Origin of the sequence: Pseudotabrizicola sp. L79 (genome assembly GCF_036553525.1) — a bacterium.
Classification (GTDB): domain Bacteria; phylum Pseudomonadota; class Alphaproteobacteria; order Rhodobacterales; family Rhodobacteraceae; genus Pseudotabrizicola.
In genome coordinates, this window is the sequence record NZ_JAZHDA010000046.1 from 233702 (window position 1) to 255820 (window position 22119).

At 63.4% G+C, this 22119-nt stretch carries 25 protein-coding genes; 6 read left to right on the forward strand and 19 right to left on the reverse strand.

Features of this window, described 5'->3' with window-relative positions:
- The first annotated feature begins 84 nt into the window (after positions 1–84).
- Positions 85–1305, forward strand: coding sequence for a helix-turn-helix domain-containing protein (locus V3C85_RS09460; protein ID WP_331794837.1), 1221 nt, complete (start codon positions 85–87; stop codon positions 1303–1305).
- Positions 1306–1409: 104 nt separating this feature from the next.
- A complete protein-coding gene (gene ispG / locus V3C85_RS09465) occupies positions 1410–2531 on the forward strand; it encodes a flavodoxin-dependent (E)-4-hydroxy-3-methylbut-2-enyl-diphosphate synthase (RefSeq protein ID WP_331794838.1) in 1122 nt (373 codons plus the stop codon).
- A 77-nt stretch (positions 2532–2608) separates the two neighbouring features.
- Here ispG and infC read toward each other — a convergent pair whose 3' ends face one another.
- On the reverse strand, positions 2609–3283 hold the full coding sequence (gene infC / locus V3C85_RS09470; protein ID WP_445942003.1) for a translation initiation factor IF-3: 675 nt from the start codon (positions 3281–3283) through the stop codon (positions 2609–2611).
- Between the two features lie 98 nt (positions 3284–3381).
- Here infC and V3C85_RS09475 point away from each other — a divergent pair, with 98 nt between their 5' ends.
- Entirely contained in the window at positions 3382–4023 is a 642-nt protein-coding gene (locus V3C85_RS09475; RefSeq protein WP_331794839.1) for a hypothetical protein, read from the forward strand.
- Positions 4024–4111: 88 nt separating this feature from the next.
- On the opposite strand, the gene V3C85_RS09480 is transcribed toward V3C85_RS09475, so the two are convergent.
- The 6 genes from V3C85_RS09480 to cobA form a co-directional block, all read right to left on the reverse strand.
- Positions 4112–4945: a ferredoxin--NADP reductase gene (locus tag V3C85_RS09480; protein WP_331794840.1), complete on the reverse strand. Its 834-nt coding sequence runs from the start codon at positions 4943–4945 to the stop codon at positions 4112–4114.
- Positions 4946–5065: 120 nt separating this feature from the next.
- On the reverse strand, positions 5066–5470 hold the full coding sequence (locus V3C85_RS09485) for a DUF934 domain-containing protein (protein ID WP_331794841.1): 405 nt from the start codon (positions 5468–5470) through the stop codon (positions 5066–5068).
- Positions 5467–6216 carry a phosphoadenylyl-sulfate reductase gene (locus tag V3C85_RS09490; protein ID WP_331794842.1) on the reverse strand — a complete coding sequence of 250 codons (750 nt, stop codon included), beginning with the start codon at positions 6214–6216 and terminating at the stop codon, positions 5467–5469. The genes V3C85_RS09485 and V3C85_RS09490 overlap by 4 nt, the downstream gene beginning before the upstream one ends.
- On the reverse strand, positions 6206–7876 hold the full coding sequence (locus tag V3C85_RS09495; protein ID WP_331794843.1) for a nitrite/sulfite reductase: 1671 nt from the start codon (positions 7874–7876) through the stop codon (positions 6206–6208). The genes V3C85_RS09490 and V3C85_RS09495 overlap by 11 nt, the downstream gene beginning before the upstream one ends.
- Before the next feature lie 10 nt (positions 7877–7886).
- Entirely contained in the window at positions 7887–8192 is a 306-nt protein-coding gene (locus tag V3C85_RS09500; RefSeq protein WP_331794844.1) for a DUF2849 domain-containing protein, read from the reverse strand.
- Positions 8189–8971, reverse strand: coding sequence for a uroporphyrinogen-III C-methyltransferase (gene cobA, locus V3C85_RS09505; protein ID WP_331794845.1), 783 nt, complete (start codon positions 8969–8971; stop codon positions 8189–8191). Before cobA ends, V3C85_RS09500 begins: the two co-directional genes overlap by 4 nt.
- Before the next feature lie 138 nt (positions 8972–9109).
- Between cobA and V3C85_RS09510 the strand changes: the two genes are divergently transcribed.
- Positions 9110–9571, forward strand: coding sequence for an Lrp/AsnC family transcriptional regulator (locus V3C85_RS09510; RefSeq protein WP_331794846.1), 462 nt, complete (start codon positions 9110–9112; stop codon positions 9569–9571).
- An 8-nt stretch (positions 9572–9579) separates the two neighbouring features.
- Here V3C85_RS09510 and V3C85_RS09515 read toward each other — a convergent pair whose 3' ends face one another.
- The 10 genes from V3C85_RS09515 to V3C85_RS09560 all read right to left on the reverse strand — a co-directional run bounded on the left by V3C85_RS09515 (position 9580) and on the right by V3C85_RS09560 (position 16572).
- Positions 9580–10761 (reverse strand): cytochrome P450, encoded by a 1182-nt coding sequence (locus V3C85_RS09515; protein ID WP_331794847.1) that lies wholly within the window; start codon positions 10759–10761, stop codon positions 9580–9582.
- Between the two features lie 68 nt (positions 10762–10829).
- Positions 10830–11573: a triose-phosphate isomerase gene (tpiA, locus tag V3C85_RS09520; RefSeq protein WP_331794848.1), complete on the reverse strand. Its 744-nt coding sequence runs from the start codon at positions 11571–11573 to the stop codon at positions 10830–10832.
- 146 nt (positions 11574–11719) lie between these two features.
- Positions 11720–12079: a HesB/IscA family protein gene (locus V3C85_RS09525; RefSeq protein WP_331794849.1), complete on the reverse strand. Its 360-nt coding sequence runs from the start codon at positions 12077–12079 to the stop codon at positions 11720–11722.
- Positions 12080–12106: 27 nt separating this feature from the next.
- Positions 12107–12844, reverse strand: a complete 738-nt coding sequence (locus V3C85_RS09530) for a DUF3307 domain-containing protein (RefSeq protein ID WP_331794850.1) — start codon at positions 12842–12844, stop codon at positions 12107–12109.
- A complete protein-coding gene (locus V3C85_RS09535) occupies positions 12837–13484 on the reverse strand; it encodes a hypothetical protein (protein ID WP_331794851.1) in 648 nt (215 codons plus the stop codon). The genes V3C85_RS09530 and V3C85_RS09535 overlap by 8 nt, the downstream gene beginning before the upstream one ends.
- Before the next feature lie 77 nt (positions 13485–13561).
- Positions 13562–13921 carry an SUF system Fe-S cluster assembly protein gene (locus tag V3C85_RS09540; protein ID WP_331794852.1) on the reverse strand — a complete coding sequence of 120 codons (360 nt, stop codon included), beginning with the start codon at positions 13919–13921 and terminating at the stop codon, positions 13562–13564.
- 69 nt (positions 13922–13990) lie between these two features.
- Complete coding sequence (locus V3C85_RS09545) at positions 13991–14833, reverse strand: arginyltransferase (protein ID WP_331794853.1); 843 nt, start codon at positions 14831–14833, stop codon at positions 13991–13993.
- A gap of 121 nt (positions 14834–14954) precedes the next feature.
- Complete coding sequence (locus V3C85_RS09550) at positions 14955–15407, reverse strand: RDD family protein (RefSeq protein ID WP_331794854.1); 453 nt, start codon at positions 15405–15407, stop codon at positions 14955–14957.
- Between the two features lie 57 nt (positions 15408–15464).
- The gene (locus tag V3C85_RS09555; RefSeq protein ID WP_331794855.1) at positions 15465–15974 is read right to left on the reverse strand and encodes a DUF2852 domain-containing protein; all 510 of its coding nucleotides are present in this window, start codon (positions 15972–15974) and stop codon (positions 15465–15467) included.
- A gap of 91 nt (positions 15975–16065) precedes the next feature.
- The gene (locus V3C85_RS09560; RefSeq protein ID WP_331794856.1) at positions 16066–16572 is read right to left on the reverse strand and encodes a YbaK/EbsC family protein; all 507 of its coding nucleotides are present in this window, start codon (positions 16570–16572) and stop codon (positions 16066–16068) included.
- Positions 16573–16671: 99 nt separating this feature from the next.
- Between V3C85_RS09560 and V3C85_RS09565 the strand changes: the two genes are divergently transcribed.
- Both V3C85_RS09565 and V3C85_RS09570 read left to right on the forward strand, forming a co-directional pair.
- On the forward strand, positions 16672–19470 hold the full coding sequence (locus tag V3C85_RS09565) for a [protein-PII] uridylyltransferase family protein (protein ID WP_331794857.1): 2799 nt from the start codon (positions 16672–16674) through the stop codon (positions 19468–19470).
- Between the two features lie 17 nt (positions 19471–19487).
- Positions 19488–19757 (forward strand): hypothetical protein, encoded by a 270-nt coding sequence (locus tag V3C85_RS09570; protein ID WP_331795274.1) that lies wholly within the window; start codon positions 19488–19490, stop codon positions 19755–19757.
- A gap of 7 nt (positions 19758–19764) precedes the next feature.
- On the opposite strand, the gene eda is transcribed toward V3C85_RS09570, so the two are convergent.
- Entirely contained in the window at positions 19765–20403 is a 639-nt protein-coding gene (eda, locus tag V3C85_RS09575; protein ID WP_331794858.1) for a bifunctional 4-hydroxy-2-oxoglutarate aldolase/2-dehydro-3-deoxy-phosphogluconate aldolase, read from the reverse strand.
- 159 nt (positions 20404–20562) lie between these two features.
- Positions 20563–22020: an amidase gene (locus V3C85_RS09580; RefSeq protein ID WP_331794859.1), complete on the reverse strand. Its 1458-nt coding sequence runs from the start codon at positions 22018–22020 to the stop codon at positions 20563–20565.
- Between the last annotated feature and the right edge of the window lie 99 nt (positions 22021–22119).

Below are 22119 nucleotides of genomic sequence, written 5' to 3' on the forward strand. Positions count from 1 at the left end.
ATGTTACAGCTTGGCTCAAACGCAGGCAGATGAGTCGTATCTAAAGCGACTTGAGGGACACGGGGATCACATGAGGCAGGTCGTATGATCGGGCGGAGGAACAAACCTTCGACGACAGAATCCGACAAACCCAAGGGGTTTGACGATTATGATTTGCGTCTGGGCGATGTCATGCGCGGCGAGCGTGCCACGCTGGGCAAATCCCTGCTGGATGTGCAGCGGGAGTTGAAGATCAAGGCCGCCTATATCGCCGCGATCGAGAATGCCGATGTGTCCGCCTTTGAAACCCAAGGCTTCGTGGCTGGCTATGTGCGGTCTTATGCCCGCTATCTGGGCATGGACCCGGATTGGGCCTTTATGCGCTTTTGCCATGAGGCAAAGTTTGAAGTCGCCCACGGGATGAGTGCGGCGGCATCGTCCAGCACCAAGGCCGTGGCGCGGGCGCGCAGCACGCAGGAATTCCGCGATCCGCTGGGCAACCCCAATGCCACCTTTGTGCCGCGTGGCGAAAGCCTGTTTGCGCGGGTTGAGCCGGGGGCTGTCGGGTCTTTGGTCGTGTTGGTGGCCCTGATCGGGGCTATCGGATATGGCGGCTGGTCGGTGTTGCAAGAGGTGCAGCGCGTGCAATTGGCCCCGGTGGATCAGGCCCCCACAGTGGTGGCCGAGATTGATCCCTTGGGCAATGTGGCGGGGTCTGCGCCCTTGGTGCGCTCGGCGCCCGAGGCTTTGGGCGAAACCGATCTGGCCGCGTCTGATCCGGTAGCCCAGGCGGAACGGGTGGATCGTCTCTATCGTCCGCAGGCGCTGGATGTGCCGGTGATGACGTCGCGCGATGGCCCGATTGCCGGGATCAACCCGCGTGAAACCGGGGCTTTGGCAGGCGATATGACCAATGCCGTCGCCGCCGCCCTGACCGAGGCGCTGGAAGAAGCGCCGGTTCAGGTGGTGGCACAGGCCCAGCCGGGGGTAGAGTTGCTGGCCGTGCGCCCGTCTTGGGTGCAGGTCAAGGCCGCCGATGGCACGGTGCTGTTTGAAAAGATTCTGGATGCAGGCGAACGCTGGGCCGTGCCGCAGTTGGAAGAACCGCCGGTTTTGCGTGCCGGCAATTCGGGTTCGGTCTATTTTGGGGTGAATGGCAAGACCTTTGGCCCTGCCGCCCCCGGTGCGCAGGTTGTCAAGAATGTGGCCCTGTCGCCCGAGGCCTTGACCGAAAAGTTCGCCGAGGCTGATCTGTCGGCTGATCCAGAGTTGGCGGCCATCGTCAATGTGGCCGAAATGGCCGTGCCGGTGACGGTGACAGACTAAAGCCTGTGCTGTTTGATCATGCCAATGGCCCTCGCGCTGCGGGGGCCATTGCCGTATGGGCCGTCACGCTTTATCTATGCGCCACAGCGTGAAGGAACCCGCCGATGACCCATAACCCGATCCGCCCCTGGCGCAACATCCAGCGCCGCAAGTCGCGCCAGATCAGTGTGGGCAAGGTGCTGGTGGGGGGGGATGCGCCGATTTCGGTGCAGACCATGACCAATACCCTGACCACCGATGTGGCCGCCACCATCGAACAGATTCAGCGTGCCGCGATTGCCGGGGCCGATATCGTGCGGGTTTCAACCCCGGATGAGGACAGCACCCGGGCGCTGCGCGAGATTTGCGCCGAAAGCCCGGTGCCGATCGTGGCGGATATCCATTTTCACTACAAACGCGCGATCGAGGCGGCCGAGGCAGGGGCGGCCTGTTTGCGCATCAACCCCGGCAATATCGGCGATGCGCGCCGCGTGGCCGAAGTGGTGCGGGCGGCCAAGGATCATGGGTGCAGCATTCGGATCGGGGTGAATGCCGGATCGTTGGAAAAGCATCTGTTGGACAAATACGGCGAGCCTTGTCCCGATGCGATGGTCGAGTCGGGGCTGGACCATATCAAGCTGCTGCAAGACGCCGATTTTCACGAATACAAGATCAGCGTGAAAGCGTCGGATGTGTTCATGGCCGCGGCGGCCTATCAGCAATTGGCCGATGCCACCGATGCGCCCATTCATCTGGGCATCACCGAGGCCGGGGGGCTGATGTCGGGCACGGTGAAGTCGGCGATCGGGCTTGGCAATTTGTTGTGGATGGGCATTGGCGATACGATCCGCGTGTCACTGTCGGCCGATCCGGTGGAAGAGGTGAAGGTCGGCTTTGAGATCCTGAAATCCTTGGGCCTGCGGACGCGGGGGGTGCAGATCATTTCCTGCCCATCTTGTGCGCGGCAGGGCTTTGACGTGATCAAGACGGTCGAGGCGCTGGAAAAGCGGCTGGAGCATATCAAGACCCCGATGAGCCTGTCGATCATCGGTTGTGTGGTCAACGGCCCGGGTGAGGCGCTGATGACAGACATTGGCTTTACCGGTGGCGGGGCCGGGTCGGGCATGGTGTATCTGGCGGGCAAGCAAAGCCACAAGCTGTCGAATGAGGCGATGGTGGATCACATTGTCGGGCTGGTGGAACAGCGCGCCGCCGAATTGCAGGCGCAGGACGAGGCCGCGGAATAGGCGCAACGCCGGGGCCAGTGGCCAAAAGAAAAGGCGCGCAAAATGCGCGCCTTTGTCATGCCGGGGTGAGGGCGCGCCTAGCGGGGCGCGATCATCATCACCATCTGGCGGCCTTCCAGCTTGGGCATCGATTCGACCTTGCCAGCATCGCCCACATCAGCGGCAACGCGGTGCAACAGTTCCAACCCCAGATCCTGGTGGGCCATTTCGCGGCCCCGGAAGCGCAGGGTGACTTTCACCTTGTCGCCTTCCTCCAGGAATTTCATGACCGAGCGCATTTTCACTTCGTAGTCATGGGTATCCGTGCCGGGACGGAACTTGATTTCCTTGATCTCGATGATCTTCTGCTTTTTGCGCGCTTCGGCTTCACGCTTTTGCGTTTCATATTTGAATTTGCCGAAGTCCATGATCTTGCAGACCGGAGGCTCCGCATTGGGGCTGATCTCGACAAGATCAAGTCCAGCCTCTTCGGCCATGGCCATGGCGCGGGCCGGAGTCACGACACCGACATTTTCCCCATCGGCGCCAATCAGGCGGATTTCCGTGGCGCGGATGCGATCATTGATACGAGGGCCCGTGTCGCGTTGCGGCGGGGCGTTGTGAGGTCTGCGAGCTATGGTGATGGTCCTTCTGTCGCTAAGTCTTGCGGGTGCAAGATAGACGGGCGCGGCCCTGCATTCAATGGCAATCCGACAGGGAATCTGCGTCCAATTCGGCGGTTTTGAGCCCGTTTGGCGGTTTTTCCCCCCCAAGAGATCGCCGGAAAGCAGCGCAGGCCCTTTTCATCGCGGGGCTGGACTGCCATATCGGGTTCAGAACCGGGGAGCCCCCGGAAGATGGGAGTATGACTATGAACAAATCGGTTATCATTGGCGCCGTCGTGTTGGTTCTGGCTGCGGGTGGCTATTACCAGTTCAGCTATCTGCCGGCACAACAGGCCGCTGAAGAAGCTGCCGCCACAGCCGCCGCCGAGGCCAAAGCCGCCGAAGAGGCCGCCGCTGCCGCTGCTGCCGAGGCTGAAGCTGCTGCTGCCGCCGAGGCCGAGGCTGCCGCTGCTGCCGCCGCGCAGGAAGCCGAAGCTGCCGCCGCCGCGGCTGCTGCCGAGGCCGAAGCCGCGGCCGCCGCGGCTGCCGAAGCTGTGACAGATGCGGCCGATGCTGCGGCCACCGCCGCCACCGATGCCGCCAATGCGGCGGGCGATGCGGCTGCGGCGGCCACCGATGCCGCGACCGAGGCTGCGGGCGATGCGGCTGCGGCTGCCGGTGATGCGGCAGCTGCCGCAGGTGATGCGGCCACTGCTGCCACCGAAGGCGCTGCGGCCCTGCTGGACCCGGCGAATTTCAACGCCGATGCCGTCAAGGGCCTGATCGACAGCGCCTCGCTGGATGATGCGACCAAGACCACGCTGAAATCGGCGGTGGATGCTGCGGCCTCGAACCCGCTGCTGCTGGAGGGTGTGATCGCCCAGGTGAAGGGCGCGCTTGGCCTGTGATCTTGACGCAGAGCCAATGACAAAGGCCGCGCCCATCGGGTGCGGCCTTTTCGTTTTGGGTCTTGCCGGGCTGGTCTTGCGGGCGGTCTTAGATGCCGTCGCCGACAAAGGCCTTTTCGACCACATATTCCTTGGGGTCTGAATTGGCGCCTTCGCGCAGGCCAAAACCTTCAAGGATGGCTTTGACATCGACGTTGAAGGCAAGGCTGCCGCAAACCATGGCGCGGTCGGTTTCGGGGTTCATCGGCGGCAGATTCAGATCGGCAAAGACCTTGCCCGACGACAGATTGTCGGTGACGCGGCCCATATGGGGAAAGTCTTCGCGCGTGGTGGTGGGGTAATACAGCAGCTTGCCGGCCACCATTTCGCCAATCAGCGGATCATTTTGCAGGTTTTCCACCAGTTGGCGGCCGTATTCCAGCTCGGCCACCTCGCGGCAGGTGTGCATCATGATGACCTGATCATACTTCTCATAAGTCTCGGGGTCGCGCATCAGGCTGGCGAAGGGCGCGATGCCGGTGCCGGTGGCCAGAAACCAGATGCGTTTGCCCGGCAACAGGGCATCATGCACCAGGGTGCCGACCGGTTTGGGGCGCAGGATGATTTCGTCCCCCACCTTGATGTGTTGCAGCCGGCTGGTCAGCGGGCCGTCGGGCACCTTGATCGAATAGAACTCCAGCCCTTCGTCCCAATTGGGCGAGGCGATGGAATAGGCGCGCAAGAGCGGTTTGCCGTTGTCGCCCAACAGGCCGATCATCACGAATTCACCCGACCGAAAGCGCAGCGATTGCGGGCGCTCGACCCGGAAGGAAAACAGCCGGTCGGTCCAATGCGTGACTTCGGTGACGATGGCCGCATCGGGCAGATGCGCTTTTGCGGGTTTGGCGGCGACAGTTTCGGTCATAAGGCTCGCTTCGGTCATGTGAATGCACATCCGGCCTAAACCGGTGTTCCTTTTGTAGCTTTGATCCATATCAGATGAAAGGCGGCACTGCGCCGCCTGACCTATCAATCCAAGGGCGGTCGGCCTTTTCCAGCCGGGTCAGGCGCGCAGGCGGGCCTGATAGTGATGGGCCTGCCAGTCGGCGCGGAACTGCCATTGCGGGGCAGGTTGGCGGGCGGCCAGATCGTCAGAGATCTCGACCGAATCAAAGCCCACGCGCCGCGCCATGGCATATTGATCGGCAATCACCGGCCCCATGGCACGCAATTCGCCCGTATAGCCCATCATCCGCAGACGGCGCGCGACGGTAAAGGCGCGCCCATCTGAAAAGGCCGGAAAGGAGATTCGGATCAGCTGCACCTGATCAAGATGCGCGGCCAGTGCGGTGGGATCATCCGTATGGGCCAGATCCACCACGCCCTGATGCGCGGCCAGATCGGCCAGCGGAACGGCGCTGACGGGGGGGCTGGGCTGAAAGCCCTGATCGGTGACGATGACGCTCATGCTGCGTCCTCCTTTTTGATGCGAACGGCTTTGCCATCAATGAAATGGATGCCGCATTCGGTTTTCTGGCTGCCGCGCCAGCGGCCTGATCTGGGGTCTTCGCCGGGTTTGACGGCGCTGGTGCAGGGCGCGCAGCCGATAGAGGGAAAGCCCTTGGCTACCAGCGGATGCCGGGGCAGGCGGTTGTTGATCATGTAGTCGTCAAGGTCTTCGCGGCCCCAATGGGCCAAGGGGTTGACCTTGATCCGCAGATCGCCTTCGGCTTCGAAGAAATTCACCGCTTCGCGGGTGGCCCCCTGAAAGCGTTTGCGCCCGGTGATCCAGCCATCGAAACCGGCCAGGGCACGTTCCAGCGGTTCTACCTTGCGCACATGGCAGCAGGCATCGGTGTTGAACTGGTGCAACGTGCCGTCGGGGTCTTCGAACGCGACGCGGGGCTGGGCGGCGCGGATGGTGCGGATGTCGCACAGGGGCAGTTTCTCGGCCACCTCGCGCTGATAGGCCAGCGTTTCGGGGAACAGCATTCGCGTGTCGATGAACAGAACCGGGGTTTCGGGCGCGATCACCGACACCAGATGCAACAGCACCACCGATTCCGCCCCAAACGAAGACACCAGCGCCACACGGCCCAGATCATCGTCGCGCAAGGCATGTTCCAGCACGGCCGTGGCCGAATGGTGGCGATAGCGCGCGTTCAGCGCCGCCACACGTTCGGCCACATCGCCTTGGTGCAGGTCACGCGGCATCACGCGCACCTTCCTGCCCGTAAAGGGCGGCCTTGAACGGGTCCAGCCCAAGGCGGCGGACAGTGTGCAGGAAGGTTTCGGCAGGTTCCGACCGAAGTTCCAGATAGGCGCGCACGATCCGTTCGATGGCGGGCACGATGTCATCATAGGCAAAGCCGGGGCCCATCTTCTCGCCGATGCTGGCGGTTTCAGTGCCGTCGCCGCCCAGCGTGATCTGATAGTTTTCCACGCCTGCGCGGTCGAGGCCCAGAATACCGATATGGCCGACATGGTGATGCCCGCAGGCATTGATGCAGCCCGAGATCTTGATCTTCATCGGCCCCACCTCATGCTCCAGATCCAGCGCCTTGAAGCGTTCGGCGATCTGGGTGGCAATCGGGATCGAGCGGGCCGTGGCCAGGGCGCAATAATCCATGCCGGGGCAGGCGATGATATCAGAGATCAGGCCGACATTGGCCGTAGCAAGGCCCACCTGCGACAGCGCCGCATGAACGGCAGGCAGATCAGACTTGTGGACATGCGGCAGGATCACGTTCTGTTCGTGGCTGATGCGCAATTCGCCATGGCCATAGCGTTCGGCCAAATCGGCCATCAGGCGCATCTGGTCGCTGGTGGCGTCGCCCGGTGTCTGGCCATGCGCCTTGATGCTGATGGTGACGATGGCATATTGGTCGTTGCGATGGGCCGACAGGTTGGTATCGGCCCAGGACCGGAACACCGGATCGGCCTTGTAAAAGGCGTCATAGGCCTCGGTCGGGGCGTTGCGAAAGGCGGGCGCGGCAAAGGCCTCTTTGATCTCGGCCAGCAGCTTTTGATCATTGCCGCCAAACAGCGGGCGCAGTTCGGCGAACCGCTCTTCGATCATGCGGGAAAGTTCTTCCTTTCCCGTCTCATGCAGGGTGATCTTGATGCGCGCCTTATACTTGTTATCGCGCCGACCCAAGGTGTTATAGACGCTAAGCACAGCCTCGACATAGGGCAACAGATCGGCCACGGGCACGAAATCGCGCACCGCTTGCCCGATCAGCGGCGTGCGGCCAAGGCCCCCGCCCACCAGAACGGCAAAGCCCGTCTCGCCCTTGTCGTTCTTGACCAGACGCAGGCCGATGTCATGGGCCGCCGTCACAGCCCGGTCATGGGCAGCACCTGTGATCGCGATCTTGAACTTGCGCGGCAGGAACTGGAATTCGGGATGGTCGGTGGACCATTGGCGGAGGAGTTCGGCATAGGGGCGGGGGTCTTCCACCTCATCCGCGGCAGCACCGGCGAAATGGTCGGCGGTGACATTGCGCACGCAATTGCCGCTGGTCTGGATGGCGTGCATTTCGACATCGGCCAAGGCCGACAGGATGGCGGGCACATCGGGCAGTTTGGGCCAGTTGAACTGAATGTTCTGCCGGGTGGTAAAGTGGCCATAGCCCTTGTCCCAGGTGTCGGCGATATAGGCCAGTTGCCGCATCTGATGCGGGTTCAGCGTGCCATAGGGAATAGCGACCCGCAGCATATAGGCATGCAGCTGCAGATAAAGCCCGTTCATCAGGCGCAGCGGGCGGAATTCTTCTTCGGTCAGGGAACCGTCAAGGCGGCGGTCCACCTGATGGCTGAACTGGGCCACGCGGGCGCGCACGAAAGCTTCGTCGAAGTCGTTGTATTTATACATGGTTCAGCCCTCAGCTTGCCAGATCGGCTTGCTTGCCGTGGTTATAGTTCGAAGGCCCACGGGTGCGGAATTCTTCGCGGAAATGGGTAGGTTCGGGGCCCTTTGTCCCCGGTTTGGCATCGGCCAGATAGGGGCCGACCACCAACAGCTTTTGCGCGGCCGCATGCAGCAGGCGCAATTGCGCGTGGGCCTCGTCCTCGATCAGCTCTGCCTCGGCATGGATCTGCGTCCAGCGGTCATCGGCGGTCAGATAGACGACATCACCTTCGCGCAGACGGTTGGCGGTGACGACTTTGGGGGTGAAGCGGCGGCTCATGGACGGGCCTCTTTCAATTCTGCAAGGATCTGGTCGGGAAGGATTTGGGCAGCCTGGCGCGGGGCAAGGCCGAAAAGGATGACAGCAGGGCCAGAACAGCGGGCCGCAGCCTCGGGCAGGGTGGCCAGCGTGGCGGCGATGATCTGCTGATCGGCGCGGCTGACGTTTTCCACCAGCGTGACGGGCGTGGCCCCCGAGGCCCCGTGCATCAGCAGGCGGCCTTGCAAAAAGCGGCTGGATTTCTTGCCCATGTAGATGGCCGCCACCTCGCCGCTGCGGGCAAGGCCACGCCAATCCTGCTCGGCAAATCCGGCCATGTCATGCCCGGTGATGATGCGCAGGCTGGCGTTGCGGCCACGTTTCGTCAGGCTTTGGCCGATGTTGGCGGCAGCCACACTGGCCGATGTCAGGCCGGGCAGGATGCGAAAGCCGATGCCGGCGGCGTGCAGCGCGTCGATCTCTTCATCCAGACGGCCGAAAATGCCGCAATCGCCCCCCTTAAGCCGCACCACGCGCCGCCCGCTTTGGGCGTGAAAGACAATGGCCGCATTGATGGTCTCTTGCGTGGTCGAGGGGCCAAACCCCTCTTTGCCGACATCAACACGCTGCACCGTCAGCGGAATCAGGGCCAGAACCTCGGGGCCGACCAGACGATCATGGATCACCACTTCGGCCTGTTGCAGCGCCCGCAGCGCGCCCAGCGTCAGATGATCGGCGGCACCCGGACCGGCACCGACAAACGTAACGGGGGAAAGGCTGGAGGCGGGAAGGTCGGTCATCGCAAAACCCTGTGCTGTCTTGCGCTGAATATAGGATATTTTCCTGCGAATTGGCCATGACCCCTTGCAGATAAGGACGTTTGTTCTAATCTGCCGCCGGGATGATGCGTTCATTCCGTGAAACAGGGGATAAAGCGAATGGCCGCCCAACTGGATGAACTGGATCGGAAAATCCTTGCTGAATTGCAGCAGGATGCCAGCCAGTCGCTGGACGAAATCGCCCGCAAGGTGGGGTCATCCAAGACCCCGGTCTGGAACCGCATCAAGAAGATGAAGGATCTGGGCGTGATCACCCGGCAGACCGCCATTCTGGATGCCGAGGCCTTGGGGCTGGAGGCCTGTTTCTTCGTGCTGATCCGCACCAGCGAGCATGAGGCCGATTGGCAGCGCAAGTTCCTGAAGACCTTGCAAGAACGCCCCGAAGTGCTGGAGGCGCATCGCCTTGCAGGCGATATTGATTACATCCTGAAGGTGCGGGTCAAGAATGCGCGGGCCTATGACAGCTTTTATCAGGCCCTGATTTCTGAGGTGAAGATTTACAACGTGACAGCTTTGCTGAGCATGGAGGAGATCAAATCCACCACCGTCTTGCCGGTGTGACGGCGGGCCTAGCCCGCCACCATCAACCGCTCTAACCCGTGAAAATGATACAGATCGGCATAGCGCGGCTTGCCCACCAGATGCAGGCCGGGGCGGCGCTGAAACAGGATCGGCAGGGCGGTTTGCAATTCCAGCCGGGCCAAAGGCGCGCCAACGCAGAAATGCAGGCCCGCCCCAAAGGTCAGGTTTGCCCGATCGGGGCGCGCAGGCAGGAACTGATCTGGCCTGTCCCACAGGGCAGGGTCGCGGTTGGCGGCGGCCAGCAGCAGCGCCACCTGATCGCCGCGCTGGAACTTGTGGCCCATCACCTCAACCTCGTCATAGGCCCAGCGGGTGAACATGTGCAGCGCCGGATCATGGCGCAAAATCTCTTCCACTGTGCCTTCGATGCGGTCGGGTTCCAGCATCGCGGCGGGTGTCTTGGTCTGTAACAGCAGTTTGACGCCATTGCCGATGGTGTGAACCGTCGCCTCATGCCCCGCGTTCAGCAGCAGGATGCAGGTGGTGATCAGCTCATCGGTCGACAACCGCTCGCCCTCGGCTTCGGCGGCGATCAGTTGGGTGATCAGATCATCGGCGGGCTGGGCGCGGCGCTGTTCGACATAGCCGCGCAGAAAGTCGGAAAAATCGGCGGCGGCCTGGGCGGCATCAAGTTCCATCTGATGCGTGCGGCGGGCCTGATACATGCCGACCATCGCATTCGACCAGGCCAGCAGCTGATCTGCCATCGCTTCGGGCACGCCCAACAGGCGGGCGATGATGATGACCGGAATCGGCTGGGCAAAGGCGGTGATCAGGTCAACCTCGCCCTCGGGCATCCGGTCGATCAGATCATGGGCCAGTCGTGCCACCTCGGGCTGCATGCCTGCGATGCGGCGTGAGGTAAAGGCCCGCAGCACAAGGCTGCGCAGGCGGGTGTGCCGGGGCGGCTCCAACTCCAGCATCGAATGGGCCTCGACCGCGTAGAACGGGGCGGTATGCGGCGCGACGGGCCGGGCCTTTTCGGGCGGGGCCTCGCGGCCAAAGCGGCGGTCGCGAAAGATGGCGTTGCAGGCGGCTGCCGAGGGCGTGCAGATCAGCCCATAGTCTTGCCAATGGAAAAACGGGCCCAGTGCGCGGGCCTGTTCATAGAACGGATAGGGGTTCTGCACAAAGGCAGCGTCGGTCGGGGATTGGCTCAGGCTTTTCATGCCGCAGGCTTAGCGCCGATCGACGGGGCGGCGCAAGTGCGGCCAAGGGCCTTGCCGGGCCGGGGGCGTCAGGCGGCCGACAGGGCCGCGACGATGGCCCCGAAATCGGCCGCTTTCAGGCTGGCCCCGCCCACCAATGCGCCATCGACATGTGGCAGGGCAAAGATCTCTGCCGCATTCGACGGCTTGACCGAACCGCCATACAGCAGCCGCACCCCCGCAGCCTCGGCCCCGATGCGGGCGGTCAGGCGGGTGCGCAGAAACTGATGCACCTCGGCAATTTCTGCCAAGGTCGGGGTCCGTCCGGTGCCGATGGCCCAGACCGGTTCATAAGCGATCACGGTATTCGCGGCCGTGGCCCCGTCTGGCAACGAGCCGACCAGTTGGGTGCCGATCACATCCAGCGTCTGGCCCGCATCGCGTTGGGTCTCGGTCTCGCCCAGGCAAACCACGGCGATCAGCCCCGCAGCCCATGCGGCCTTGGTTTTGGCATGAACGGTGGCATCTTGTTCGCCATGGTCGGTGCGGCGTTCGGAATGGCCCAAAATCACATGGCTGGCCCCGGCATCGACCAGCATGGCGGCCGAGATGTCGCCCGTATGGGCACCCGAGGCTGCGGCATGGCAATCCTGCCCGCCGACCTGCACGGCGCTGCCCCGGGCCAGATCGGCCATCCGCGCCACCAGCGTGGCAGGCGGGCACAGCAGCATGTCGCAAGCGGGGGCGGGATGGGCCTGCATCAAGGCGCTTACCTCGGCCAGGCTTTCACCTGTGCCATTCATTTTCCAGTTGCCCGCGGCCAATTTGCGCATGTTCATTCCCCCAAAGCTTTCCCCATGGCTAGCGCCATCTGCCGCGAAACGAAAGCCCCGGCTGATGCCTTTAACCAAAATCCTCGCCAGCGGCATTCACGGCCATGGCGGGGCTATAGGGGCAGAATTCTGTCGCAGCCCTGGGTTCAGGCGGCGGGGGCATCCTTGAACTTGATCGACTCGCCGCAGCCGCAGGCCTCGGCCACATTGGGATTGCGGAACTTGAAGCCCGCATGCAGCAGATCGACTTCGTAATCAATCTCGGTGCCGATCAGAAACATCTGGGCCATGGGTGCGATCAGCACGCGGGCGCCGTCCTGCTCGACCACTTCGTCCAGCGGGTTCACCTCTTTCACATAGTCCATCGTATATTCCATGCCCGCGCAGCCGCCTTTCTTGACGCCGATGCGCAAACCCTGACTGCCATCACGCGCCATCAGCTTTGCAATCTGCCTGGTGGCGGCTGGGGTCAGGGTGACTGCTGCTTTGCCGGGAATGCCGAACATGAGAAAACCTCCGTGCTGGAGTCATATTTAGGGTGAAAGGTCGGGAATTCCAAGCGGTGGCAGGCCCGACATCAGTGCAACTGTCGCAAGCGTGACCGCAAAGGCCCAGCCGAATGAGGCCAAGGTGCCGATGATCACATATTCTGACAGCCGCGATTCTTCTTTGACGGCGCCAAAGCGCAAGACCGATTTGGCGGCGATCAGAAAGCCGATGCCTTCGGCCGTGCCCGCCAGCACCAGCAGAAAGATCAGCCCCCGTTCCAGATGACCGATGATGCGGCCCCCGCCGGGCAGGCCTTCGAGGGCGACATCGGCCCAAGGGCGCATGAACAGGCCGATGGCAAAGCCCCCGGCGCGGGTGGCAAGGATGGCCCCGGCCCCAAGGGCGGCAAGGCTGGGGGTGGCCGCGGGCAACAGGCCCGTGCCCCAGCCTGCGGTCCACAGGCCGGGCAGCGTGGCGGCCACCAGTGCAAGGCTGGCCAGATGCGCGGCCTGATCGGCGGCAAAGGGCCAAAAGCGATCTTGCGGGGCGCGGGTCTTGGCCAGATCAATCAGGCCATGGGCCAGCGTCAGCCCAGCAACCGCCATCAGCCCTGATGCATCTGTTGGGCGCAGGGCAACCAGCGCAAGGCCCCCCACCAGCGCCAGATGCAGCAGCAGGGCGGCCAGCCCCCCGGCAGCCTTGGCCTGTGCCATGCTTTTGGTCTGAAAGACGAAATCGGCCAGAACATGGGCCAGCAAAAGGGCTGCAAAGGTTTCAGTCATGCCACAGCTTTCGATTGGCCTGATCCCACAGATCCAGCGCGCCAAGGATGGCAGGATAGCCCGCAGCCGACAATCGTGCATTCACCGCCTGCACCGAAATGCCAAGGCGTGCCGCGACATCGGCCTGAATCCTTGTGCTGTGATCCAGCGACAGGGCCACAGCCTGCGCTTGCTCGGGCGACCATTTCTGCACCCGTTCCCCCAGCAGCAGGGCCACCGCCTGATGCAGCGGCGTGATGCCAGTGCCCGCAACCGCCAGCACCTGCCCGCGTGGCAGGGCATCAAGCAGGCGGCCCGAGGCGGTAAAGGCCGCGCCCGAGGCATCGGCCAGCGTGTCGGGGCCCAGCCTGTCAATGGTGCCAAAGCCAAGGGCAATGCGGCTGCCAAGGCTGCTTTCTTGCGCGCGCAGGCGGGCCAGCAGATACAGGGCTGCGCGCAGGGCTTGGTCTGGCTGGGCCAGCAGCGCCTGCCAGCCATCACCGCGATAGCGCGTCAGCCGTGCGCCACCCGATGTGGGCCACCATTGGTCAAATTGCGCAAAGCTGTGCGTCAGGGTGCGAAAGGTGGCGTCAACAGCGCCATCCGCCGCCCCCGAAGAGCCGAGCAGATCACCCGTCATGATGCAGAAAAGCTGGGACATCAGGCAAGCTTAGCGGAATTGCCCGAAAAATCAAGTCACAGTGTTTGATTGCGTAAAATCAAGCCGCAGGGGTTGATTTACATGAATCCAAGTTCCAGCCTTGCTTCGTCGCTCATCATATCCATGCCCCAAGGCGGGTCGAAGGTCATTTTCACCTCAACATGCTTGACGCCGGGCAGCGGCTCAACAGCATCGGCCACCCATCCCGGCATCTCGCCCGCAACGGGGCAGCCGGGGGCTGTCAGCGTCATGGTGATATCGACCGCGTTTTCGGGGCTGATCTCGATCGTGTAAACCAGACCCAGATCATAGATATTGACCGGGATTTCCGGGTCAAAGACCGTGCGGCAGGCATCAACCACCTGTTCATAGAGCGGATGGTCGGTGCTGGAGGGCTTGATCAGGGGGGCGCCCTCGACTTTCGCTTCGCTGGTCATCTCGGCCTCTTATATTAAGTTGACCGATTATATAGGGAAAGGCAGGGGCCGCGTCCAGACCGGGTGATGTCAACTGCCCTCACGCACGGCCCGCACTTCGGGCAGGTTGATGCGGGCAACCTGTTCGGCGATCGGGTCCATCGACAGGGGATGCAGTTCGGCGTCATGGTCATGGGGGTTGCCGATATCCTGCCAACGCCCGGCCTTATAGATCTCAAGCGCGGAAAATGCGGCCTTGTATCCCATCTTGCGGCTGCCCGGCACCCAATAGCCCAGATAGACATAGGGCAGGCCCGCCTCGCGCGCGATGGCGATATGATCAAGGATCACATAGGTGCCAAGGCTGAGGTCGATCAGATCAGGGTCATAAAAGCTGTAGACCATCGACAGGCCATCGTCGAACACATCGGTCAGGCAGACGGCTGTCAGGGGGCGGGTCTGGTCTTTCGCCTCGGCCGGGCGGGAATATTCGATGACGCGGCTTTTGATCGGGGTTTCTTCGATCATCGCGGCGAATTCGAAAATATCCATATCGGCCATGCCGCCATCGGCGTGGCGGGCGTCAAGATAGCGGCGGAACAGCGCGAACTGGTCTTCGGTGGCCCAAGGGCTGGTGGCATTGCGGCGCAGATGCGCCGCGCGTTTCATCACCTTGCGCTGGGTGCGGTTGGGTTTGAAATCGGCCACCCGGATGCGCGCCGAAAGGCAGGCCGAACATTCCGAGCATGAGGGGCGATACAGCACATTCTGGCTGCGCCGAAAGCCCTGCTTTGACAAGGTATCGTTCAGCTTCTGCGCCTGATCGCCCTGCAGCGCGGTAAACAGCTTTCGTTCCATGCGCCCATCCAGATAGGGGCAGGGCTGCGGGGCCGTCACATAAAACTGGGGCGCTATGGGAAGGGTGTGGCGCATAATGTCCGTGCTCAAACGCCAATGAGGTTAGCAAGGACCGTGCCACAGGCCAAGAACGAAAAACCGCAACTTCAGGGGCGAATTGCGGTTTTCTGCCGGGAAGCGTGGGGCCAGGGCAGACTTAGCGCATGGCCGGGCTGTTGATCGCGACCGAGCCGACCACAAGGTCGGTCAGGCCCTGCACACGCGGCGACAGAATCATCAGCACCGCTGACAGGATCTGGGGCAGCACGAAGGCCATCGATACAGAATAGCCGATGGTCCACAAAAGAGCTGTGGCCGAGTCAAACCGGCTGCCCTGACGATCCAGAAATTCGATGCTGACCAACCGCATGCCCCAGGTGGCCGACCGGCCCGACAGCGTCAGCCAGCGATAGACGAACCCCACCGTCAAAAACAGAACCGGCAGGAAGAACAACGCGGTAAAGGCTGTAAACGGCACGATCATCGCCGTGATGATTGCGATCAGAACAAGATCGAACAGCCAGGCCAGAAACCGTTTCATCAGAACGCCGTCGTAGAATTCGGCGTGACGCTCGGGGTCGGGCTGGGTGGAATACATGGTAAAGCTCATCGAACCGATCCTGAGACTGTGGGGAAGGGTGGCCCGCACAGGGGCCACCCGATGGGCTTAGTATTCGCCGCGCCGGTTGTCTTCGCCGCGTGGGGTGTCATCGGTGCCGGATGTCACGCCCTTGGCGCGGTCTTCCATAAAGGCGTCGAATTCCGATTTGTCCTTGGCGGCGCGCAGCCGATCCAGAAAGGCCTCGAACGCGCCTTGCTCTTCTTCCAGACGGCGCAGGGTATCGGCCTTGTAGGCATCAAAGGCCGAGTTGCCCGAGGGGCGGCCGACGCGGTGGGCGGTTTGCCAATCACGGGCGTGGCGGCGGTGGCTGCAGGTTCCGAACATGGTTTTGCTCCAACGGTTGGTCATGGTCATATAGGCGACGAAGAACAGGCCCAGCGGCCAGAAGGCGATAAAGCCAACGACCATCGCGGCGATCCAGGCCCCGCGCCCTTTGCGGTCAAGCCAGGCTTCGGCGCCACGCAGGCGGGCCGCGATCCCACCCCAGAACCCGCCGGCCTGCCGGTCCGAGGTCGGGCGGTCCGTTATCGGGGCGGTTGCAGAGTAGGTATTCATGGCGAAACTCCGTTCAAGGGTTGATGTGAATGTCTTTCACATGACCCAAGATGGGACGGGTGCGGGTCTTGCACAAGGGGTGATGTAAAACTTATTCACATTCTTTTCGTGCGGCGGTCGCACGGCCTTCTCCCTCGGTAAACACCGCCAGATGCGCGCCACTGGCCCGCTGCAATGCGGCGGGGGAACAGGGGAAGATGTGGCGCGGGGTGCCTGCGGCGGCCCAAACGGTGGCAAACTCCATCAGGCGCGGGTCGATCCATGTGGGGCAGGGTGTCAGGTGGCCAATCGGCGCCACCCCGCCGATGGCAAAGCCGGTGACGGCGCGCACGGTGGCGATTTCTGCCCGTGCCAGCGGTTCACCCACAAGGGCCGAGGCTTTGGCCGTATCAACCTGATTGCCGCCGGCGGTCAGGAACAGATACAGCTGCCCGCTTTGGCCCTGAAACAGGATCGATTTGACGATTTGATCCAGCGCACAGCCCGCCGCATCGGCTGCCTGCTGGGCGGTGCGCGTTTCGGTTGCGATCTCGATGGGTGTGCTGTCGATGCCGGCAGCGGCCAGGGCTGCATTCACGCGGGCAAGGCTTTTGGACATGGCGGGCTCCTGTATCAGGGGCAGAGTGACGAAAACCGAATGGCGCGACAAGCGCGCACGATTGACCCCGGCGCGGGCTTGGGGTCATCTGCAAGGATCATGACAGATTTCCGCACCCGCCTGACCCGCCAGCCTTTGCCCCATGACACCAGCCCAGCCGACGAGGCACGGGCCAGCTTTGCCGATCTGGGCCCCGAACTTGCGGGCCTGCTGGCGGGCACGGCAGGGTGCAGCCCGTTTCTAAGGGGGTTGATGCAGCGCGAGGCCGATTGGTTGCGCCCGGCCCTTTCAGGCGCGCCCGAAGCGGCGCTAGAGGCCGAGTTGGCCAGCCTTTCGGCCCTTGCGCTAGAGGATCTGGGCGCAGGCCTGCGCCGGGCCAAGCGGCGGCTGGCCTTGCTGACAGCACTGGCCGATCTGGGCGGCGTCTGGCCGCTGGAGGCGGTGACGGGTGCGCTGACGCGGCTGGCGGATACGGCGGTTGATCTGACGATGAAGCGGCTGGTGGCCGAAGAAATCCGGCGCGGCAAACTGCCGGGGGCCGTGGCCGAGGATGCCGAAACCGCAGGCGGCATGGTGGCGCTGGCCATGGGCAAGATGGGCGCGGGCGAGTTGAACTATTCGTCCGACATCGACCTGATCTGCCTTTTTGACGAAACCCGCTATCCCGGCGAAGAACAAGAGGCCCGTGCCGCCTTTATTCGCGTCACCCGCAAGATGACGGCGATGCTGCAAGATCTGACATCCGAGGGCTATGTCTTTCGCACCGATCTGCGTTTGCGCCCCGATGCCAGCGTGACGCCGGTCTGCCTGTCGATGGCGGCGGCTGAAGCCTATTACGAAAGCGTGGGCCGCACATGGGAACGCGCAGCCTATATCAAGGCACGCCCCTGTGCGGGCGATCTGGCGGCGGGCGCGCGGTTTCTGACGGAGCTGACGCCCTTCGTCTGGCGCAAGCATCTGGATTTTGCCGCCATCCAAGATGCCCATGACATGCGCCTGCGCATCCGCGACCATCGTGGCCTGCACGGCCCCATTGTGGTCGAGGGGCATAACATGAAGCTGGGTGCGGGGGGGATACGGGAAATCGAGTTCTTTACCCAGACCCGTCAGTTGATCGCCGGGGGCCGCGACCCCGACTTGCGCGACCGCACCACGGTGGGCGGGCTGGCGGCACTGGCCGCCAAGGGCTGGGTGCCGCCCGAGGTTGCCGAGGAATTGACGGCGCTTTATCGCGCGCATCGTGAGGTCGAGCATCGGTTGCAGATGGTGGGCGATGCGCAGACCCATGACATGCCGACCAGCGCCGAAGGTGTGGCGCGGATTGCTGATTTCTGTGGGCAGAGTGACGCGGATTTCCGCGCCGGTCTGCTGCAACGGTTGGCCCGCACCGACCATCTGACCGAAGGCTTTTTTACCCCCGCCGAAGCGGAATCCGGCCCCGAACTTTCGGAAACGGCGCGCGAGATCGTCAAGGGCTGGATGCATTATCCCGCCCTGCGCAGCGAGAGGGCGCAAGCCATCTTTCGCCGCCTGCGTCCGCAACTGCTGAAACAGTTGATGACGGTGGCCCATTCGGATGAGGCGCTGCTGGCGTTGGATGGTTTTCTGGCGGGCCTGCCTGCCGGGGTGCAGATCTTTTCGCTGTTCGAGGCCAACCCGACGCTGGTCGAGTTGATCGTTGATATCGCTGGCACCTCGCCCCAGCTTGCCCGGTATCTGTCGCGCAATGCGGGCGTGCTGGATGCGGTGATTGGCGGCAGTTTCTGGGCGCCTTGGCCCGGCATGGCGGGCCTGCGCGATGATTTGGCGCGCAGCTTGGCCGAGGTGCCGGATTACGAGAAAAAGCTGGATACCGCCCGGCGGTGGATGAAGGAATGGCATTTCCGCGTCGGGGTGCATCATCTGCGTGGGTTGATTGACGCGTTCGAGGCCGGGAAAAGCTATGCCGATCTGGCCGAGGCGGTGGTGGCCGCGATTTGGCCTGTCGTGGTTTGCGAATTTGCCCGCCGTTATGGCCCGCCGCCGGGCCGTGGGGCGGTGGTGTTGGGGATGGGCAGTCTGGGCGCGGCGCGGCTGAATGCCGGGTCTGACCTCGATCTGATCGTGATTTACGATGCCGCCGGTGTCGATCAGTCCGACGGGCCAAAGCCCTTGGCCGCACGGCCCTATTACGCGCGCCTGACGCAGGCACTGGTCACGGCGCTGACGGCGCAAATGCCCGAGGGGCGGCTTTATGAGGTGGACATGCGGCTGCGCCCGTCGGGTCGGCAGGGGCCGGTGGCGACCAGTCTGCAAAGCTTTACCAACTATCAGGAGTCTGAGGCCTGGACATGGGAGCATCTGGCGCTGACGCGGGCGCGGGTGCTGGCGGGCGAGGCAACGCTGGCCGCCGAAATCGAGGATTTCCGCCGGGATCTGTTGCCGCGCAAGGGGCAGGGGGCCACAGTGCGTGCCGATGTCGCCGCCATGCGCGACAGGTTGCAGGCCGCCAAACCCGCGCAAGGCAGTTGTGAGGCCAAGAACGGCCCTGGTCGTCTGATGGATATCGAACTTTGCGCCCAGATGTTTGCCCTGATCGCAGGCAGCCCCGCACGCGGGGTGGAACGGCAGATTGCGGCGGGCAAGCAGATTGGGGTGTCGCAAACCGATCTTCAGACCTTGGCCGATGCCTATAGACTGATGTGGCGGCTGCAATGCGGGTCGCGCCTGTTGACCGAAGGGCCGCTTGAAATGGACAGCCTTGGCGAAGGTGGGCGGGCCTTTTTGTTGCGCGAAACCGGGGTTGACGGCAGCGGGGCCTTGTCCGACCGTCTGGACGACCTTGTCAGCCGGGCCGAAATGGTGATTGCAGGGCAGATGACGGAGCAAACGTCGGGCGGCCCTGAAACAGGGGAATAAGCATGGGGAGACGTGCAATGCGGGTTGAAGAGGCGGACCCCAAGGGGCTGGTGCGCGAAAGCTATCGGATCGACGGCATCACCTCGGGCGAATGCCGTTCGATCTTTATTGATTGGGCGCTAAGCCTGCCCGTGGGGGCCGATCAGGCCGATGCGCTGCGCTCGCTGATTGCCCATTACGCGATGGACCTGCCTGACCACCCCATGAGTGTGGTGTTGCAAGACGCGCTGGTGCCTGCCGAGGCCCCACGCCGCAAAGGCGGGCGTGCGGCCCGGATGGGGCTGTAAGCGGCGCTTAGCGCAGGGTGCGGGCTTGGGCGGCAAGGGCGGTGATGGCCGCCCAATCGCCCTTGGCCATCGCCTCTTTGGGGGCGACCCAAGACCCGCCCACGCACAGGATGTTCTTCAGCGACAGGTAATCGGGCGCGGTTTTCAGGCTGATCCCGCCCGTCGGGCAAAAGCTGACCTGCGGCAAGGGCGAGCCGATCGATTTCAGAAAGGCCGCGCCACCCGACTGCTCGGCCGGGAAAAACTTTTGCACCGTATAGCCCTTTTCCAGCAGGGCCATGATCTCGCTTGCCGTAACAGCGCCGGGCAGCAGGGGCAGGCCGAATTCACAGCAGGCGTCGATCAGCGCGGGCGTTGCCCCCGGCGAGACGCCATAGGTGGCCCCCGCCTCTTTCGCGGCCTTGACGTCGGCGCGCGTCAGCAAGGTGCCGGCCCCAACATGGCCGCCTTCCACCTCGGCCATGGCGCGGATCGCATCCAGCGCACAGGGGGTGCGCAAGGTGACTTCCAGCGCGGGCAGGCCACCTGCCACCAAGGCCTGCGCCAAGGGTTTGGCATGGGCCAGATCTTCAATCACAAGAACCGGCACCACGGGGGCAAGCTGGCAGATGTGCAGGGCGGCTTTGGACTGTTCTGCGGGCGTCATGGCGCATTCCTGATTGTCGATAGTGTTTGTTCATGTCACTGTTAGCGCAATCGTGACAGTCCGTCCACTGCTGCGGGTTGGGCAATACTGCCTTGATCTCCTGAGAACCGAGGCCCAAGGCGACTGCGCCTTTTTCACCCTGGGGTCTGCGACCGGGCATCAGCACCGGTTACCCCAAGTGTCGGGGGCCGGGGGCGGTTGTCGGCCTGGCCAGTCGGTGGCCAGATGATAGCAGTGTCCCATGGCCAGAATCTGCGCATCCGCGCCCGCCGGGCCGATCAGTTGCATCCCCATCGGCAGGCCCGCCGCGCGGCCCGGTGCCGCCCCCGTGGGGCCAAAGCCGCAGGGCAAGGCAAGGCTGGGCAGGCCGATCAGGCTGACAGGCACCACCACCTCCATCCAGCGGTGATAGCTGTCCATGGCTTGCCCATTGATCGCCTGCGGCCAGCGCCAATCAGCCGGAAAGGGCCAGACCTGCGCCGAGGGCATGACAAGCGCATCATAGTGGCGAAACAGTTTGGCCGCCCGCGCATACCAGCGCGACCGGATGGTGGTGGCCTGATAAAGCTGCGCCGCCGTCACATGCTGGCCCTGTTCGATTTCCCACAGCGTTTCGGGTTTCAACTGGGCGCGGGTCTTTGGGTCGTCGTAAAGCGCGGCCTTGCCCCCGGCATTCAGAAACGCGCGCAGGGTCAGCCACGCCTGCCACAATTGCGCGGCGGGAAAGGGCGGTGCAACGGCCTCGACCACTGCGCCTTGATCGGTGAACACACCCAAGGCTGCCTCGCACAGCTGCAAGATCCCGGGCTCGGTCGGATAGGCCCCGCCCCAGTCGCCCAGCCATCCAATGCGCTTGCCCCGCAGATCGGTGGTCAGCATCTCGGCATAGGGCTGGGGCGCGCGGGGGAAAGGCACTTCGGGGTTTTCCCCCGCCAGAACCGACAGAAAGCGCGCGATATCTTCAATGCTGCGGGCCATCGGGCCTTCGGTGGCCAGCGTTGCCATATGGGTGTCGCCCACGGCATCGGCGGGAACCAACCCCCAGCTGGGGCGAAAGCCATAGACGTTGCAAAACGCCGCGGGGTTCCGCAGCGACCCCATCATGTCGCTGCCATCGGCCAAGGGCACCATCCGGCAGGCCAGTGCCGCCGCGGCCCCACCCGACGACCCGCCCGCACTGCGCGCAAGGTCATAGGGGTTGCGGGTCACGCCAAACACAGGGTTGAAACTGTGGCTGCCATGGCCCCATTCGGGGGTGTTGGTCTTGCCGGTGAAAATCGCCCCCGCCGCCCGCATCCGCCGCGCGATCAGATCATCCGCCGGGGCGATGGCATCGGCAAAGAGGGGCGAGCCATAGGTGGTGCGCAGCCCCTTGACCGCAACCAGATCTTTCACGGCCAGCGGCATCCCATGCAGCCAGCCCCTGCGCGGCGCATCATCGGCAGCGCGCGCCTGATCCATCAGCGCCTGAGGCTCGGGTGCCGAGATGATGGCATTGACCGCCCCGTTGCGCTGGGCCACACGGGCCAGATGCGCCTCCATCACCTCGGACGGTTTCACCTCACGCGTTGCGATCAGGCGCGACAGGTCACTGGCGGTAAGATCAAGCAGGGACATCTGGCCTCCGGTCCTTTTGGCAAGGCGGACATGGTTTGCCACGCCAAGGCAAGGGCTTTTGGCTTTCATTCCTACTGATTAGGCGTAAGATAATCAGTG